General features: G+C 68.9%; 12 protein-coding genes. 2 read left to right on the top strand and 10 right to left on the bottom strand.

Going from position 1 to position 16,106, the window contains the following annotated elements; genetic code table 11:
• Position 1: 1 nt before the first annotated feature.
• The 3 genes from ACIP2X_RS16040 to ACIP2X_RS16030 are packed head-to-tail and all read right to left on the bottom strand — an operon-like array spanning position 2 to position 3,542.
• Positions 2-988 carry an ABC transporter permease gene (locus ACIP2X_RS16040; RefSeq protein WP_401672883.1) on the bottom strand — a complete coding sequence of 329 codons (987 nt, stop codon included), beginning with the start codon at positions 986-988 and terminating at the stop codon, positions 2-4.
• Positions 981-1,904, bottom strand: a complete 924-nt coding sequence (locus ACIP2X_RS16035) for an ABC transporter permease (RefSeq protein WP_401672880.1) — start codon at positions 1,902-1,904, stop codon at positions 981-983. Before ACIP2X_RS16035 ends, ACIP2X_RS16040 begins: the two co-directional genes overlap by 8 nt.
• 9 nt (positions 1,905-1,913) lie before the next feature.
• Positions 1,914-3,542 carry an ABC transporter substrate-binding protein gene (locus ACIP2X_RS16030; RefSeq protein ID WP_401672877.1) on the bottom strand — a complete coding sequence of 543 codons (1,629 nt, stop codon included), beginning with the start codon at positions 3,540-3,542 and terminating at the stop codon, positions 1,914-1,916.
• A gap of 202 nt (positions 3,543-3,744) precedes the next feature.
• Between ACIP2X_RS16030 and ACIP2X_RS16025 the strand changes: the two genes are divergently transcribed.
• Entirely contained in the window at positions 3,745-4,566 is an 822-nt protein-coding gene (locus ACIP2X_RS16025) for a class I SAM-dependent methyltransferase (protein ID WP_401672874.1), read from the top strand.
• Positions 4,567-4,642: 76 nt separating this feature from the next.
• Here the strand turns inward: ACIP2X_RS16025 and ACIP2X_RS16020 are convergent, their stop codons facing one another.
• The 7 genes from ACIP2X_RS16020 to ACIP2X_RS15990 form a co-directional block, all read right to left on the bottom strand.
• Positions 4,643-5,761, bottom strand: a complete 1,119-nt coding sequence (locus tag ACIP2X_RS16020) for an ABC transporter ATP-binding protein (RefSeq protein WP_401672871.1) — start codon at positions 5,759-5,761, stop codon at positions 4,643-4,645.
• Positions 5,762-5,775: 14 nt separating this feature from the next.
• Complete coding sequence (locus ACIP2X_RS16015) at positions 5,776-6,837, bottom strand: ABC transporter ATP-binding protein (RefSeq protein WP_401672869.1); 1,062 nt, start codon at positions 6,835-6,837, stop codon at positions 5,776-5,778.
• 15 nt (positions 6,838-6,852) lie between these two features.
• Positions 6,853-7,830: an ABC transporter permease gene (locus ACIP2X_RS16010; protein ID WP_401672867.1), complete on the bottom strand. Its 978-nt coding sequence runs from the start codon at positions 7,828-7,830 to the stop codon at positions 6,853-6,855.
• A gap of 99 nt (positions 7,831-7,929) precedes the next feature.
• Positions 7,930-9,723 (bottom strand): ABC transporter substrate-binding protein, encoded by a 1,794-nt coding sequence (locus ACIP2X_RS16005; RefSeq protein WP_401672864.1) that lies wholly within the window; start codon positions 9,721-9,723, stop codon positions 7,930-7,932.
• Between the two features lie 101 nt (positions 9,724-9,824).
• The gene (locus tag ACIP2X_RS16000) at positions 9,825-10,871 is read right to left on the bottom strand and encodes an ABC transporter permease (RefSeq protein WP_401672862.1); all 1,047 of its coding nucleotides are present in this window, start codon (positions 10,869-10,871) and stop codon (positions 9,825-9,827) included.
• 380 nt (positions 10,872-11,251) lie between these two features.
• On the bottom strand, positions 11,252-13,159 hold the full coding sequence (typA, locus tag ACIP2X_RS15995) for a translational GTPase TypA (protein ID WP_401672859.1): 1,908 nt from the start codon (positions 13,157-13,159) through the stop codon (positions 11,252-11,254).
• A 233-nt stretch (positions 13,160-13,392) separates the two neighbouring features.
• Positions 13,393-15,498 (bottom strand): ABC transporter family substrate-binding protein, encoded by a 2,106-nt coding sequence (locus tag ACIP2X_RS15990; RefSeq protein ID WP_401672857.1) that lies wholly within the window; start codon positions 15,496-15,498, stop codon positions 13,393-13,395.
• Positions 15,499-15,795: 297 nt separating this feature from the next.
• On the opposite strand from ACIP2X_RS15990, the gene ACIP2X_RS15985 reads away from it, so the two are divergent.
• Entirely contained in the window at positions 15,796-16,086 is a 291-nt protein-coding gene (locus ACIP2X_RS15985; RefSeq protein ID WP_401672855.1) for a hypothetical protein, read from the top strand.
• Positions 16,087-16,106 lie beyond the last annotated feature (20 nt).

Genomic DNA, 16,106 nt, shown 5'->3' with positions numbered 1-16,106 from the left:
CTCACCTCAGCTTGGGGTCGAGGGCGTCGCGCACCGCGTCGCCGAGCATGATGAACGCCAGCACGGTCACCGCGAGCGCCCCGGAGGGCCACAGCAGGGCGTGCGGGGCGTTGCGGATGTAGGGCGAGGCGGCGGAGATGTCGATGCCCCAGGAGACGCTCGGCGGCTTCAGGCCGACGCCGAGGTACGACAGCGTCGCCTCCAGCGAGATGTAGGTGCCGAGCGCGATCGTCGCCACCACGATGACCGGTGCCACGGCGTTGGGCGCGATGTGCCGCAGCAGCAGCCGGGAGGAGGAGGCGCCGAGGGAGCGGGCGGCCTGGACGTAGTCGTGCTGCCGGGCGGTGATGACCGCGCCGCGGGCGATCCGGGAGATCTGCGGCCAGCCGAGCAGCACCATGAACCCGATGACCGGCCAGATGGTGTTGCTGGTGACCACCGACAGCAGCACGAGTCCGCCGAGGACGACCGGGATCGCGAAGAAGATGTCGGTGATCCGGGACAGGATCGAGTCGCCGAGACCGCCGAAGAAGCCGGCGAGGCCGCCGAGGACGCTGCCGAGGAGCGCGACCCCGAGCGTGGCGCAGACGCCCACCGCGACGGACGTACGGGCGCCGTAGACCGTGCGCGTGTAGACGTTGCAGCCCTGTCCGTCGTATCCGAAGGGGGCGCCGGGCTGGGAGCCCTCCTGGGCCTTGGCGAGGTCGCAGCGCAGCGGGCTGCCGGAGGCGATCGCGGACGGCCACAGGGAGATGAAGACCAGGAAGAGGATCACCAGGGCCGAGAGCAGGAAGACCGGGTTGCGGCGCAGGTCGTGCCAGGCGTCGGACCACAGGGAGCGCGGCCGGCCGGACGGGCCGCCGGCGTCCGGTCCGCCGGGCGGACGCTCCAGCGTCCGGGCCTCACTGGCGGCGAGGTCCATCGCGCCGCCCATGCCGGTGCCGGCGACGGCGCCCATGGGCGCGCCGGTGTCCTGGGCGTCAGACATAGCGGATCCTCGGGTCGAGTACGGCGTACAGGAGGTCGACGAGGAGGTTGGCGAGCAGGAAGACGAGGACGAGGACGGTCACGAAGCCGACCACGGTCTGGGTGTTCTGGCGGAGGATGCCCTGGTAGAGCTGGTAGCCGACGCCGTGGATGTTGAAGATGCGCTCGGTGACGATGGCACCGCCCATCAGGGCGCCGATGTCGGTGCCGATGAAGGTGACGACGGGGATCAGGGAGTTGCGCAGCAGATGCCGGGTGATCACCCGGTGCCGGGGCAGGCCCTTGGCGACGGCGGTGCGCACGTAGTCGGAGCGGCGGTTCTCCGCGATGGACGTGCGGGTCAGGCGGGTGACGTACGCCAGCGAGACGGAGGCGAGGACCAGGCCGGGCAGCAGCAGTTCCGCGAAGGGGGCCTCGGGGGACACCGACGGCGCGATCCAGCCCCACTCGACGCCGAGCAGGAGCTGGAGGAGCAGGCCGGTGACGAAGGTGGGGACGGAGATGACCACCAGCGTGGCCAGCAGGACGCCGGTGTCGACGGGCCGGCCGCGGCGCAGGCCGGTGACCACGCCCAGGGTGATCCCGATGACGATCTCGAAGAGGATCGCGACGACGGTCAGCCGGATGGTGACCGGGAAGGCGCTGCCCATCAGCTCGGTGACCGGCTGCCCGTTGAAGGCGGTGCCGAAGTCGCCGGTGAAGAGGTTGCCCATGTAGGTCAGGTATTGCTGCCAGACCGGCTTGTCGAGGCCGAACTCCTTCCTGAGCTGCGCGGCCGTCGCCGGGTCGCACTCCCGCTCCCCGCACAGGCCGGCGATGGGGTCGCCCATCACGTTGACCATCAGGAAGATCAGCAGCGTGGCCCCGACGAAGACCGGGATCATCTGCAGCAGCCGCCGGACGACGTACCGTCCCATGGCGCCGCCTCAGCTGACCTTGATCTCGTCGTAGACCGGGACGGAGAACGGGTTGAGCTTCACGTCGGACAGCCGCTGCGAGTAGCCGGCGCTGCCGTTCTGGTACCAGAGCGGGATGGCGGCCATGCTGTCCCGGACGACCTCCTCGGCCTGCTGGAAGGTTCGCACGGCAGCGGCGGCGTCGGTCTCGGAGTTGGCCCGGTCGACCAGCTCGTCGAACTTCTCGTCGGACCACTTGCCGTCGTTGGAGGAGGCGCCGGTGTAGTAGAGCGGCTGGAGGAAGTTCTGGATCAGCGGGTAGTCCATCTGCCAGCCGGCGCGGAAGGGGCCCGTCATCTTCTTGTCGGTGATCCGGCCCCGGAAGTCGGCGAACGTGCCGATCGGGTTGGTGACGCAGGCGCGGTCGTTGTCGAGGGCGTTGTTGATGGAGTTGCAGACGGCGTCCACCCACTGCTTGTGCGAGCCGGTGTCCGCGTTGACCGTGATCTTCACCTGGCCGCCGGGCAGCCCGCCGCCCTCCTCGATCAGCTTCCTGGCCGCGGCCGGGTCGTACTGGCACCACTCGCCGCACAGGCCCGGTTTGTAGCCGCCGTCCTCGCCCAGCACCGGTGAGGTCCAGTCGGTGGCCGGGGTGCGGGTGCCGGCGAAGATGGTCTTGGTGATCTGCTCCCGGTCGATCGCCCGGGACAGGCCCTTGCGGACCTTGTCCATGCCGGGCTTGTCCCAGTTCTTGTCGTAGTACGGGAAGGCGAGGGTCTGGAGGATGCCGGCCGGGGTGTTGAGGTAGCGGTCGCCGAGGTCCGTGCGCACGTTCTTCAGCTGGGCGGCGGGCACGTCGTCGACGAGGTCCAGGTTCCCGGCCATCAGGTCGGTGTAGGCGGTGTTGTTGTCGGTGTAGACCTTGAGGTCGACGCCGCCGTTCTGCGCCTTGTCCGGGCCCGGGTAGCCCTCCCAGGTGCGCAACGACATCTGGGCGCCCTTGGTGTACGAGTCGACGGCGTAGGGGCCGTTGCCGACGGGCCTGCTCAGCCAGGCCGCGTGGTCGTCGAAGAAGGCGCGGGGCAGCGGGGCGAAGGCGGCGTAGCCGAGGGTGTCGGGGAAGCTGGAGAACTTCTGGCTCAGCCGTACGGTGAAGGTGCGGTCGCCGGTGACCCGCAGGCCGGAGAGGGTGTCGGCGCTCTGTGCGCCGCCGCCGTCCGGGTGCACCTTGTCGTAGCCGTCGATGTAGCTGAAGAAGTAGGCGTTGCGCTGGTTGTTCCTCAGGCTCGCGCCGTAGTTCCAGGCGTCGACGAAGGAGCGGGCGGTGACCTTCTCGCCGTTGCTGAAGGTCCAGCCGTCCTTGACGGTGACGGTGAAGTTCTGGGAGTCGCTCGTCGTGATGGACTCCGCGAGCATGTCCTCGGCCTTGCCGCTCACCGGGTCGTACCGCTTCAGTCCGCGGAAGATCATGTCGAGGACCTTGCCGCCCTGCACCTCGTTGGTGTTGGCGGGCTCCAGCGGGTTCTGCGGGTCGCCCCAGGAGGAGCTGAGCACCGCGCCCCCGTCGCCGCTGCCGCCGCCGCCCCCGCCGCAGCCGGCGCCCAGCAGAGCGACCGCCGCCGCACACGCGGCCCATCGGGCGTGCCGTGCTCCACGCATGGGGTGCCTCCTCGGGATCCGCCGCCAGCGCCGGGACGCTGACCCGTTGTCGACCACTGTTCTGACCCGCTATCAGCCAATATCGACGCATACAATGAGCAACGCACACGGGGACGGCCCTTTGGGCTAGGCGGCATCCGTTCTTCCGGCGTAAATCCCTGATTTCTGTACTGATCAGCCGTACAGCAGGCACACTGCCCGGATGGTTGATCGTTCCTTCGGTGACGCCTTCCTCGCCGGGCTGTACGACGCGCTCAACCCGTGGGGTCCGGGTGACGACTTCTTCCTCGATCTGGTGATGTCCGCCGACGCCGTGCTCGACGTGGGCTGCGGCACCGGACGCCTTCTCGGGCGGGCCCGCCGGGCCGGGCACGAGGGCCGGCTGACCGGAATCGATCCCGCCGCCGCCATGCTCGTCCAGGGCCGCCGGGCGAACCGCGAGGTGGAGTGGGTGCTCGGAGACCTGCGCTGCACGGCGTGGCGGGAGGAGTTCGACCTGGTCGTGATGACGGGGCACGCCTTCCAGGAACTGGTCGGCGACGAGGAGCTGCGCCTCGCGCTCGCCGCGGTCCGCGAGAGTCTGCGGCCGGAGGGGCGGTTCGTCTTCGACACCCGCAATCCGGCCGCCCGGGCCTGGGAGACATGGACCCCGGAGCGGATCCGCGAGGTGCCCGGCCCGGACGGCGACCTGGTGCGGGTGTGGCACGAGGCGCTGACGCCGGTGCGCGGCGAGCGGGTGTCGTTCACCGAGACGTTCGACGCCCCGCGCTGGGACGGGCCGCGGACCAGCCACAGCACGATCAGGTTCCTGGACGTCAGCACGCTGGACCGCCTCCTCGACGAGGCGGGACTCGTCACGCGGGAGCGGTACGGCGACTTCGACCGCGGGCCCCTCACCGCCACGAGCCCCGAGATCGTCAGCGTCACGGCTCGCGCGGACCAGGGGCTGTCTGACAATTCGCGTCGTCGCCCGGAGGCCGGCCGGACGGCGTCAGGTGCGTGCGCTCGGTGCGCCGGGCCCTGACCCGCGTACTGGACGTCTGGGCAGCGCGAAGCCCCCGGGACCGGTGTTGCGCCGGTCCCGGGGGCTTCGCGTGGGCTCAGTCCTGGTCCTGGGCCTCCTCCAGCGCCTTCAGCGCCGGGTCCAGGACGACGTCCTCGCCACGGGCCTCCGTGGTGGGCTCCTCCGGGAAGTGGCAGGCCGTCAGGTGGCCGTCCCGGTTGCCGGAGATCTGCACCAGCGGCGGCTCGTCCGTCGCGCACTTGTCCTGCGCCTTCCAGCAGCGGGTGCGGAAGCGGCAGCCGGACGGCGGGTGGATCGGCGAGGGCACGTCGCCGGCGAGGCGGATGCGCTCACGGCCCTCTTCCTCGTCCCCGAACTCGACCTCGGGCACCGCGGAGAGCAGGGCGTGGGTGTACGGGTGCCGCGGCCGGTTGTAGATCGAGTCGCGGTCACCGACCTCCACCACCTTGCCGAGGTACATGACGGCCACGCGCTGCGAGAAGTGCCGCACGATGGCCAGGTCGTGGGCGATGAACATGAAGGCGATGCCCAGCTCCTGCTGCACCTTCTGCAGCAGGTTCACCACCTGCGCCTGGATCGACACGTCGAGCGCGGAGACCGGCTCGTCGGCGACGATCAGCTTCGGGTTCAGGGCCAGGGCGCGGGCCACGCCGATGCGCTGGCGCTGACCGCCGGAGAACTCGTGCGGGAAGCGGTTGTAGTGCTCCGGGTTGAGGCCGACGAGCTCCAGCAGCTCACGGACCTTCTTCTCCCGGCCGCCCGCCGGGTTGATCCCGTTGACCTCCATCGGCGACTTGATGATCGTGCCGACGGTCTGCCGCGGGTTCAGCGAGGAGTACGGGTCCTGGAAGATCATCTGGATCTCGGACCGCACCGGCGCGAGCTGGCGGCGGGAGGCGTGCGTGATGTCCTGGCCGGCGTACGTGATCTGGCCGGACGTCGGCTCCAGCAGCCGGGTGATCAGCCGGCCCGTCGTCGACTTGCCGCAGCCGGACTCGCCGACCAGGCCGACGCTCTCGGCGACGCCGACGGTCAGGTCGACGCCGTCGACGGCCTGCACCGCGCCGACCTTCCGTTTGATCGGAAAGCCGCCGAATATCGGGAAGTGTTTGGTCAGGCCCTTGACCTCGAGCAGCGTCTCGCTTCCGGTGCCGGTGGAGCCCTGCTGTGCGGGGAGGGTGAGGTTCTCGCTCATGATCTCGGTTCTCCCTAGCGCAGCCGGGGCTGGATCTCGTCGATGAAGATGGTCTGCTTCTGCTCGGCCGTCAGGTGGCACGCCGAGGCGCGGCCCTCGCCCAGGGGCGGCCGTGCGTCCGTGCAGAGGGTGCCCGACACGCGGTCCTGGAAGGCACAGCGCGGGTGGAAGGGGCAGCCCGACGGCGGGTTGAGCAGCGACGGCGGGGAGCCCGGGATCGGCGTCAGTTCCTCGAGGATGTCGCCGTCCAGCCGCGGCATGGAGCTGAGCAGGCCCCAGGTGTACGGGTGCTTGGGAGTGCGCAGCACCTCCTTGACGGTGCCGCGCTCCACGGCCCGGCCCGCGTACATCACCAGCAGGTCGTCGGCCATCTGCGAGATGACCCCGAGGTCGTGGGTGATGAAGATGATCGCGGAACCGAACTCCTGCTGCAGATCCTTGAGCAGGTCCAGGATCTGCGCCTGCACGGTCACGTCGAGCGCGGTGGTCGGCTCGTCGGCGATCAGCAGGTCGGGGTCGCACATCAGCGCCATGGCGATCATCGCGCGCTGGCGCATACCGCCGGAGAACTGATGGGGGTAGTCGTCGAAGCGCACCTTGGGCTGCGGGATGCCGACCTTCTCCAGCATCTGGATCGCGCGGTCCTTGGCCTCCTTCTTGGAGGCACCGGTGTGCTTCATGTACGGCTCGGACAGCTGCCGGCCCACCGTGTAGTACGGGGAGAGGGCGGTCAGCGGGTCCTGGAAGATCATCGCCATCTTGTTGCCGCGGAGCCGCTCCAGCTCCTTCTCACCGGCGGTGACGAGCTCCTTGCCGTCGAGGACGATCTCGCCGTCGACGGTGGTGGTCCGCGGGCTGTGCAGGCCCAGGATCGTCAGGTTGGTGACGGACTTGCCGGAGCCGGACTCGCCGACGATGCCCAGGGTCTTGCCGCGCTCGACATCGAAGGACAGTCCGTCGACCGCCTTGACGATGCCGTCCTCGGTGGAGAACTGCACCCGCAGGTCACGGACCGAGAGGAAGCTCTCAGGCCCGGTCGGGGCCGGGGCGTCCTCGGTCTTGGTCAGTGTGGTCACGGTGGTTCGTTCTTCCTAGGAGAGACGGACGCGCGGGTCGATCCAGGCGTACACGATGTCGACGAGGATGTTCAGCAGCAGGATGACGAAGGCGCCGACCAGCATGACGCCCATCGTCAGCGGGAGGTCCTTGGTGACCGCGCCGTCGACCGCGAGGCGGCCGATGCCCTGGAGCGAGAACGTCAGCTCGGTGACGACGCCACCGCCGAGCAGGGAGCTGATGTCGATGCCGAGGACGGTGACGATCGGGATGAGCGAACCGCGCCAGGCGTAGCGGAAGAAGACGTACCGCCTCGGCATGCCCTTGGCGCGGGCCGTGCGGACGTGTTCCTCGGCGAGCTGCTCGATCAGCGAGGCGCGCGCCATACGGGTGTACTGCGCCGTGAAGATCGTGGCCATGACGGCCATGGGGATCCACAGGCCCCCCAGCCAGCCGACGGGATCCTCCGTGAACGGCACGTACTTCGGATCCTCCACCCAGCCGGTGCTGTACACGAAGATCAGCAGCACGATCGGGCCGAGGAAGTAGATCTGCATCGAGCTGAGGACCATGGACGTGCCGGTGGCGATCTTGTCCGCCGCGGTTCCCCGGCGATAGGCGGCCAGCATGCCGGCGCCGATGCCGATGGTGAGGAAGACGACCATGGCGCCGACGGTCAGCGAGAGGGTCAGCGGGAAGCGGTCCATGATCGTGTCCCAGACCAGGTCGCCCGAGTAGAACGACTGGCCGAGGCACGGGGCCGGGCAGTGACCGTCGGGGAAGTCACGGCCGACGACGATGCCGGACATGAAGTCCCAGAACTGGGTGGTGACGGGCAGGTTGAGACCGAGCGCGTGCCGGATGGCCTCGAGTCTGTCGGGCGAGCAGTCCCTGCCACAGGCCAGTGAGGCGTAGTCGGATGGCGCAGCGACGAAGAGGAAGAAGGTCGCGGCACCGATGAGGAACAGGGTGACGACGGCACCGACCGTGCGCCGAAGGATGAACTGAAGCATGGCGGGAAGGCTGCTCTCTGCGGAGACGGTGGGAGGTTTGCGTGGAATCGCGGGGGCGCGCTCCGCCTGGTGCGCACCCCCGCGATCAGCCGTAGAGAGTTACGACTTCAGGAACAGTCGGGTGACGTCGATGTAGCTGGACTCGGTGCTGTAGCGGGCACCGCCGATGTTCGAGCCGTAGAGCTGGAACTGCTTGGTGTACCACAGCGGAGCGGCCGGGTTGACCGTCTCGAGGATGTAGTGGTGCGCCTCGATCCAGGTCTTGGCGGCCTCGGTCGGCTCCTGGGTCAGGGCCTTGTGGATCAGCTCCTGGACCTTCGGGTCGTTGACGTGCGAGTAGTTCGGCGAACCCTCGGCGATCTGGTCACCGTCGTAGACCGGCGTCACGACCGTGGCCGGGGACGGCCAGTCCTGGCCCCAGCCGGAGATGTAGATGTCGTACGGGTTGTCGACCTTGCCGATCTGCTCGTAGTAGCTCGCGGAGTCGACCTCCTTGGCCACGATGTCGAAGCCGACCTTGGTCAGCGCGTCCTCGACGGCGACCTTGCGCTTCTGACCCTGCTCGCTGTTGTTGTAGGCGAACACGAGCTTCTTCTCGGCGGCCGGGACGTCCTTCAGGAGCTCCTCGGCCTTCGCGATGTTGCCCTGCGGCGTCTTCAGACGGCCGTAGGGGTCGTAGCCGGCCTCGTAACCCGGCAGGGTCGGGGCGAACAGGTTCGGGGCCACGTCGCCACCGTAGGCGCCGCCCTCACCGGCGATCAGCGACTTCGAGTTCACCGCGTAGGTGATGGCGTCGCGGACCTTCTTGTTCTTGACCCGGTCCAGGTTGAAGTTCAGCACCTGGACGTAGGGCTGGTAGCCCTTGATCGTGCGCTTGTTGACCGCCGGGTCGCCGACGACGTCCTGGATCTGGGTGGACTCGACGCCGCCGGTCAGCTGGATGGCGTTCTTGGAGCCGCCCTGGTCGGAGATCAGACGCTTGGTCTGGGTCGACTCGGTGACACCGAACTGGAAGTCGAAGCCGTCGACGTACTGGTGCCGGACGGAGTCGGACTTCGGGTCCCACTGGTCGTTCTTGACCAGCTTGAGGACCTTGCCGATCTTGTACTCGGCGATCTTGTACGGGCCGGTGGAGACCGGCGCCTTGTCGTACCGCTCCTTCGTGTCGGACTTCTCCGGAACGATGGAGTAGCCCGGCATGGCCAGCGTCTGCGGGAGGTCCGGACGCGGCTTGTCGAAGTGGAAGACGACGGTCTTGTCGTCCGGGGTCTCCAGGACCGAGTCCGGCAGGTGCTTGCTGCCGAAGCCGCCGTCCGGCAGCGCCTCGCGGTACTTCGCGCCGCTCAGCCAGGTCTGCAGGTACGTCGGGCCGTCGAAGATGAACTCCGCGTACTGGCGCTCGATGGTGTGGCGGACGTCGGCGGAGGTGATCACGTTGCCGTTCTGGTCCTTGACGCCGTCCTTCAGCGTGAAGGTCCAGGTCTTGCCGCCTTCGGTGGACTTGCCGGAGTCGGTCGCGAGGTCACCGACGACGGAGACACCGCCCTTGCCGTCCTCCTCGAAGTTGGTCAGGCCGCGGAAGAGCAGGTTGGCGACCTGGCCGGCGTCGGAGACGTAGATCTGGCCCGGGTCCAGGTGGGACAGGCCCGACTCCTGGAAGACGGTGATGGTGCCGCCGGGCTTGGCTCCGGGGACCTCCTCGGCCGGGCCGGCCGAGGCCGCGGCGTCGGCGTAGGTGACCGCCTTCGACTGGGTGGCGGCCTCCTTCTGGTCCTTCTTCGAGTCCTTGTTGGAGCTGGTGCCCTTGTTCTCGGAGCACCCGGTGAGCGCGAGGGAGCCGGCCGCGAGGGCGACGACTATGGCACGCGCTCTGCGCGAGGTGAGCGACTTCATAGCGGTGAATGCACCTACCTGTCGGTTGTTATCCATGAGTACTGCCTGACGCGGCTGGTAGGCCGTCGCGGGGGCGGCAGTCACCCCCCACCAATGGACGATTAGCGCCCGGACTTGGGGTCGAAGGCATCCCGTACCGAGTCTCCGAGGAGGTTGAAGCACAGGATGAAGATCACCAACGCCACTCCGGGGAAGAACATGAACGCCGGGTCCTGCTCGGCGTACTTGGCGCCGGCGGCGAACAGTCGTCCCCAGTCCGGGGTCGGCTCGACGAAGCCGACACCGGCGAAGGAGAGGAAGGCGATGGTGAGGATGGTGCTCGGGAGCTGGTACGTGAACTGGATCAGGATCGGGGAGACGACGTTCGGCAGGATCTCCTTGCGGACGATCCGCCACGGGGACGCGCCCGCGACCTTGGCCGCCTCCACGAACTCCCTCTCACGCAGCGACAGCACCGTCGAGCGGACGATACGCGCCATGCTCATCCAGCCGAGCAGCCACAGCACGATCAGGATCGCCAGCGCCCGGAAGTACGTGGGGGTCTCCTCCCGGGGGTCCACGAAGAACGCGGTCACGACCGGCATGAAGGCGATGAAGAACAGCTGCTGCGGGAACGAGAGGAAGAAGTCGGTGACCCGGCCCAGCCAGTAGTCGGTGCGGCCACCGAAGTAGCCGCCCACCAGGCCGATGATGATGCCGGTCACCATCAGCAGCGTGGTCACGCCCAGCGCCATGAACAGCGAGGTGCGCATGCCGTACATCAGCATGGCGAACAGGTCACGCCCGTACTGCGGCTCCACACCGAACCAGTGGTCCGCCGAGACACCGCCGAACCAGCCGAGCGGCAGACCGAAGTCGTCCAGCACGGGCCGGTCCGCGAAGGTGGGGTCCTGGCCGTACAGCGTGTACGGATCGGTGCCGCTGATCGACGTCAGCAGCGGGGCCGCGAGCGCGGCGACGAAGTAGAAAATCACTACGCCGGCGCAGATCATCCCTGTACGGTCACGCTTGAAGCGCTGCCACATCAACTGCCCGGGGGAACGACCCTCAAGCTTCTTCGTTCCCTTGGCGACCTCGGAGGTCGCGTCGAGCTCTGGGTCCAAGGCGACCGTGGACCCGGAGCCCTCGGCCTTGGTTGGACTGGTCATGTTGTTCTTCCCCCGGGGGGTTGGAGAGTTGAGCGCAGCACAGATACCGGCAGGTTCTGTGGTTTGGGGGAACTTTCGCCAAGTGCATCAACGCGCGTCAAGGGCGCAAGACACAGGGATCTCCCTCGCGTCCATTTTTTGAGCAAAAATTGCAAAGATTGACACCTGCGCGCGCTTGACAGGTGAGACGGGAAGTCGACGTTTCGGACATAACGGGAGGGATTTTTGTTTACATGTCCGAAACTTGATCGCCAGGGCACCGATATCCGAACAGGGCTTCAAGATTCGCCCACAGCCTCCTGAAAACGCCCAACACGAGGACCCGGCTCCCTCCCTTCACGGAGGGGGCCGGGTCCTGTCAGAGGGCCCTTGAGGGCCCGTCAGCCGTGCTTGGCGCGGCTCGCGGCGCGGGCACGCTCACGCGCGTCCAGGTTGACCTTGCGAATGCGCACGGCCTCCGGGGTCACCTCGACGCACTCGTCGTCGCGGCAGAACTCCAGGGACTGCTCCAGCGACAGCTTGCGCGGCGGGACGATCGACTCGGTCACATCGGCCGTGGAGGACCGCATGTTGGTGAGCTTCTTCTCCTTGGTGATGTTGACGTCCATGTCGTCGGCACGGGAGTTCTCACCGACGATCATGCCCTCGTACACCTCGGTGCCGGGCTCCACGAAGAGCACGCCGCGCTCCTGGAGATTCGTCATCGCGAACGCGGTGACGGCACCCGAGCGGTCGGCGACCAGCGAGCCGTTGTTCCGGGTCTGCAGGGTGCCGAACCACGGCTCGAAGCCCTCGTGGATGGAGTGCCCGATGCCCGTGCCACGGGTCTGCGTGAGGAACTCCGTCCGGAAACCGATCAGACCCCGGGACGGCACGACGAACTCCATGCGGACCCAGCCCGAGCCGTGGTTGGACATGTTGTCCATGCGGCCCTTGCGGACGCCCATGAGCTGCGTGACGGCGCCCATGTGCTCCTCGGGCACGTCGATGGTCATGCGCTCGACCGGCTCGTGCACCTTGCCGTCCACGTCCTTCGTGACGACCTGGGGCTTGCCGATGGTCAGCTCGAAGCCCTCGCGGCGCATCGTCTCGACCAGGATGGCCAGCGCCAGCTCACCACGGCCCTGCACCTCCCAGGCGTCCGGCCGCTCGGTGTCCAGCACCCGGAGGCTGACGTTACCGATCAGCTCGCGGTCGAGACGGTCCTTGACCTGGCGGGCGGTGACCTTGCGGTCCTTGACGGCCGCCTTGTTGTCGGCGCCCTTGCCGGTGGCGCCGCGGCCGACCAGCGGGGAGGTGTTGGTGCCGATGACCATCGAGATCGCGGGCTCGTCGACCGTGATCAGCGGCAGCGCCACCGGGTTCTCCGGGTCGGCCAGGGTCTCGCCGATCATGATGTCCGGGATACCGGCGACGGCGCAGATGTCACCGGGGCCGGCCACCTCCGCCGGCTTGCGGGTGAGCGCCTCGGTCATCATCAGCTCGGAGATGCGCACGTTGCCGACCGACCCGTCGCGCTTCATCCACGCGACCGTCTGCCCCTTGCGCAGCTCGCCCTGCTCGACACGGAGCAGCGCGATACGGCCGAGGAAGTTGTCGGCGTCCAGGTTGGTGACGTGGGCCTGGAGCGGGGCGGCCTCGTCGTACGTCGGCGCCGGGATGTGCTCCAGGATCGCGGAGAAGAACGGCTGGAGGCTGGTGGAGTCGGCCGGGACCGTGCCGTTGTCCGGCTTGGTCAGCGAGGCGATGCCGTCACGGCCGCACGCGTAGACGATCGGGAACTCGATCTGCTCCTCGTCCGCGTCCAGGTCGAGGAAGAGGTCGTAGGTCTCGTTGACGACCTCGTCGATACGGGCGTCGGGCCGGTCCGTCTTGTTGATGCACAGGATGACGGGGAGCCGGGCCTGGAGCGCCTTGCGCAGCACGAAGCGGGTCTGGGGCAGCGGGCCCTCGGAGGCGTCGACCAGCAGCACGACACCGTCGACCATGGACAGGCCGCGCTCGACCTCGCCGCCGAAGTCGGCGTGGCCGGGGGTGTCGATGATGTTGATCGTGATCGGGTCCCCGCCGTCCTTCGGGTGATACTTCACCGCGGTGTTCTTGGCGAGGATCGTGATGCCCTTCTCACGCTCCAGGTCGTTCGAGTCCATCATGCGGTCGTCGACGGAGTCGAGCTGGTGCGCGGCGAAGGCACCGGCCTGCTTGAGCATGGCGTCGACGATGGTCGTCTTGCCGTGGTCGACGTGGGCGACGATGGCGACGTTACGGATGTCGTGGCGCGTGGCCATATTGCGGCGTTCTCCCGGGATGGTGAGGACGGCTACGCGTAGGACTGTGTTACGCGCGCCCTGCCGGGCTTGACACGCCACGGCCTCACCCCATGGTACGGGGCTACCGCGGGTGAGGCTTGCGGGGATACGTCGGCGCAGGTGGGGGGCCGACCGGGAGGGCGGACCACGACGGCTCGGCCCGGCGCCGCGGGGTGTCGCGACGCCGGGCCGAGCAAGGGGGGAGCGATCAGTCAGTTCCCGGTCTTCGCCTTCGCGGGCTGCTTCGGCTTCAGGAAGCCCATGTCCTGATAGACCGGGGTCTCGAAGCCGAAGGAGCCGGTGTTGGCGAGCGTCTTACGGGCGACGGTCAGCTGGGGGCGCTGGTAGAGGGGGATGGAGCCCGCCGCCGCCCAGATGCGGGAGTCCGCCTTGCGGACGAGGTCGCGGGACTCCTCCTCGTCCAGCGTGCCGACGGCCTGGTCGAAGAGCTGGTCGACCTGGTCGGTGCCGACCCGCGTGTAGTTCTGCTCGATGCTCAGGGAGCCGTCGGCGGCCGGTACCGGCTTGGCGTAGATCGGCCGGGCGTCGGTCGCGGGGAACGCGGAGGCCGGCCAGGAGTACAGCGCGAGGTCGTACTCGCCGCTCGCGACGTGGTCCTTGAAGTAGCTCTCGTCGGGGACCTTCGAGGTCTCCGTGGTGATCCCCACCCGCTTCAGCATCCGCGTGATCCGGTCCGCGACCCGGTGCAGCGTGTCGGACCCCGGCCCGGACGGCAGGACGAAGCGCAGCGTGAGCGGCTTGCCGTCCTTGGCGAGCGGCCCGGCGGCCGGCCCGGGAGCCGCGGTGCCCTGGGGCGCGTAGGCGCCCTGCGCCCCGCCCCCCTGCTGGACGTGCTGCTTGCCGTCCTGGGCGAGGTTGCGGGGGTACTCCTGGTGGTCACGCCACTCGGTGTCCTCCCCGGCCTTCCCGTCCTGGTCGGTCTTCCCGTCCCGGTCGGCCTTCCCGTCCTCGCCGACGATGTAGGTGCCGTCGTCCTCCCCGGCCGGCTCCCCGGACTCCGGTGACGCCGACGTGCCCTTCGGCCCCGCCGCCTTCTCCTTCTTCCGCTCCTTCAGCGGCCCGCCGCGCACCCAGCCGGCGTCGGCGAGCAGCGCCTGTGCCTCCTTGGTGTCCTCGCCCCCGAGCGCGCCGCTGTTGTCGGCGTAGGCCTCCTGCCCGGCCAGCGCGAGGTGGCTGCCGACCGGGTCGGTCGGCAGGCCCAGCGGCTTGAGGACGACCTCCGCCAGTTCCCGGCGGTCCAGGGCGCGGGCCACGGCCCGGCGCACCCGTTCGTCGGCGAGCGGCCCCGCGGCGCCGTTGAGGGCGAGCTGCGTGTAGGCCGGTTCCAGCGACTTGCGGACCTCGTAGCGGGCCAGCGCCTGGGTGTCCGCGGGTACGGCCGCCGTGCCGCCCTGGGCCGGCGAGGCGGACCCCTTGGGCTGCCCGGCGACGTCGACGCGCTGCGCGGTCGCCACGTCGACGTCGGCGAGGTCCAGGGTCCCGGCGGCCAGCGCCTCGGCGCGCTTCTCGCGCGGCACGGCACTCAGCACGATCTTGGAGAGCTTGGCCGGCTCGCCCCACCAGCGGGGACTGCGGACGAGGGTGACCTGGTCCTTCTTCTTGTCGACGGTCTGCACCGTGAAGGGCCCGGCGGTGACCTTGAGCTTGGTGCGGGCGCCGTCGTTGAAGGAGTCGGGGGTGCCCATGACCTCCTTCGGGTACAGCGGCGAGAACAGCGACCGCCAGTCGGCGTAGGCCCGGCTGAAGGTGACCTTGACCTCCAGGTTGCTGCCGCCCCGCTCGATCCGCTCGATCCGCTCGTACCCGGCGTTGCGCGCGGTCCAGTAGGCGCTGTCCTTCCCGGACAGGGCCCGCCACTGGGCGGCGAAGTCGGCCGCGCCGAGCTCGCGCCCGTCGCTCCAGACGGCCTGCTGGTTGAGCTTGTAGAGGACCACCTGCCGGGGCTCGGTCTTCACGACCTTCGCCGATTCCAGGTAGTCGGAGTTGATCTCCGGCCGGCCGTTCTCGGTCAGCCGGAACATCGACGGCAGCACGGCCTGGGCGATCTTCGTGGTGGTCGCGTCGGCGTCGGCCTGGAAGGTGTTCAGCGTGTCGGGCACGGCGTCCACGGCCCAGCGCAGGGTCCCGCCGTCGGCGACCTGCGCGCGGGCGGCGGGCGCGATGTCCTGTCCGGCCAGCGGCTTGCCGGCATCGTCGTCCGAGCCGCACCCGGCCAGGGCGGGCACCGCGAGCACTCCCGCGGTGAGGAAGGCGACCGAGCGCATCACCGCGCGCAGTGTGACGCCGTGGTGGGACATCTCTGCTTACCTCCGGGAGCCGCGGGGGTTACGATCACTTTTGGTGGTATATGGAGCTGATCAGATGTTTTCAGCTTTATGCGGCCACTGAAGAGGAAAGGGTTCGGCAACACCGGGCGACACGGCGACGACGGCCGGGAAGCCCACCCGTGCGGCGCAACACACCACGGGACGCACCGGAACGCCTCGGCCAATCGGTGCACGTCCCTTCCCAGCGACAGGTGTGACGCGCAACACTCGCAGGCGCATGACCGTTGCCACCCACGGCCACCGTGCCGACGGAAGTGAGGTCACGTCATGTCCGTGCACGACGAACTGACAACGGTGCAGCGCTGCCTGGACGACCTGTCCCGGTCGCTGGGCCGCCTGGAGCAGCAGCTCGGTACCGGCGGGCTCGACATACGCCGCGTCCGCACCGACTGCGAACACCTGCGCGAAAGTCTCGCGCTGCTCCGCGAGGCGGCCAGCTCTCCGGCCGCGCAGCGGCGCCCGGAGCTCGTCACCATTCCGGACACCCCGTACGACAACAGCCTGTGGGTCGACACGGACGACGAGGGACTCGGCGCCCGCGACCGACGCGCACCCTGACCGGCCCGAGTCCCGACCGA

The sequence above is a fragment of the Streptomyces sp. NPDC089424 genome, assembly GCF_044749345.1.
Lineage (GTDB): Bacteria > Actinomycetota > Actinomycetes > Streptomycetales > Streptomycetaceae > Streptomyces.
This window is presented reverse-complemented; position numbering and strand designations above follow the sequence as displayed.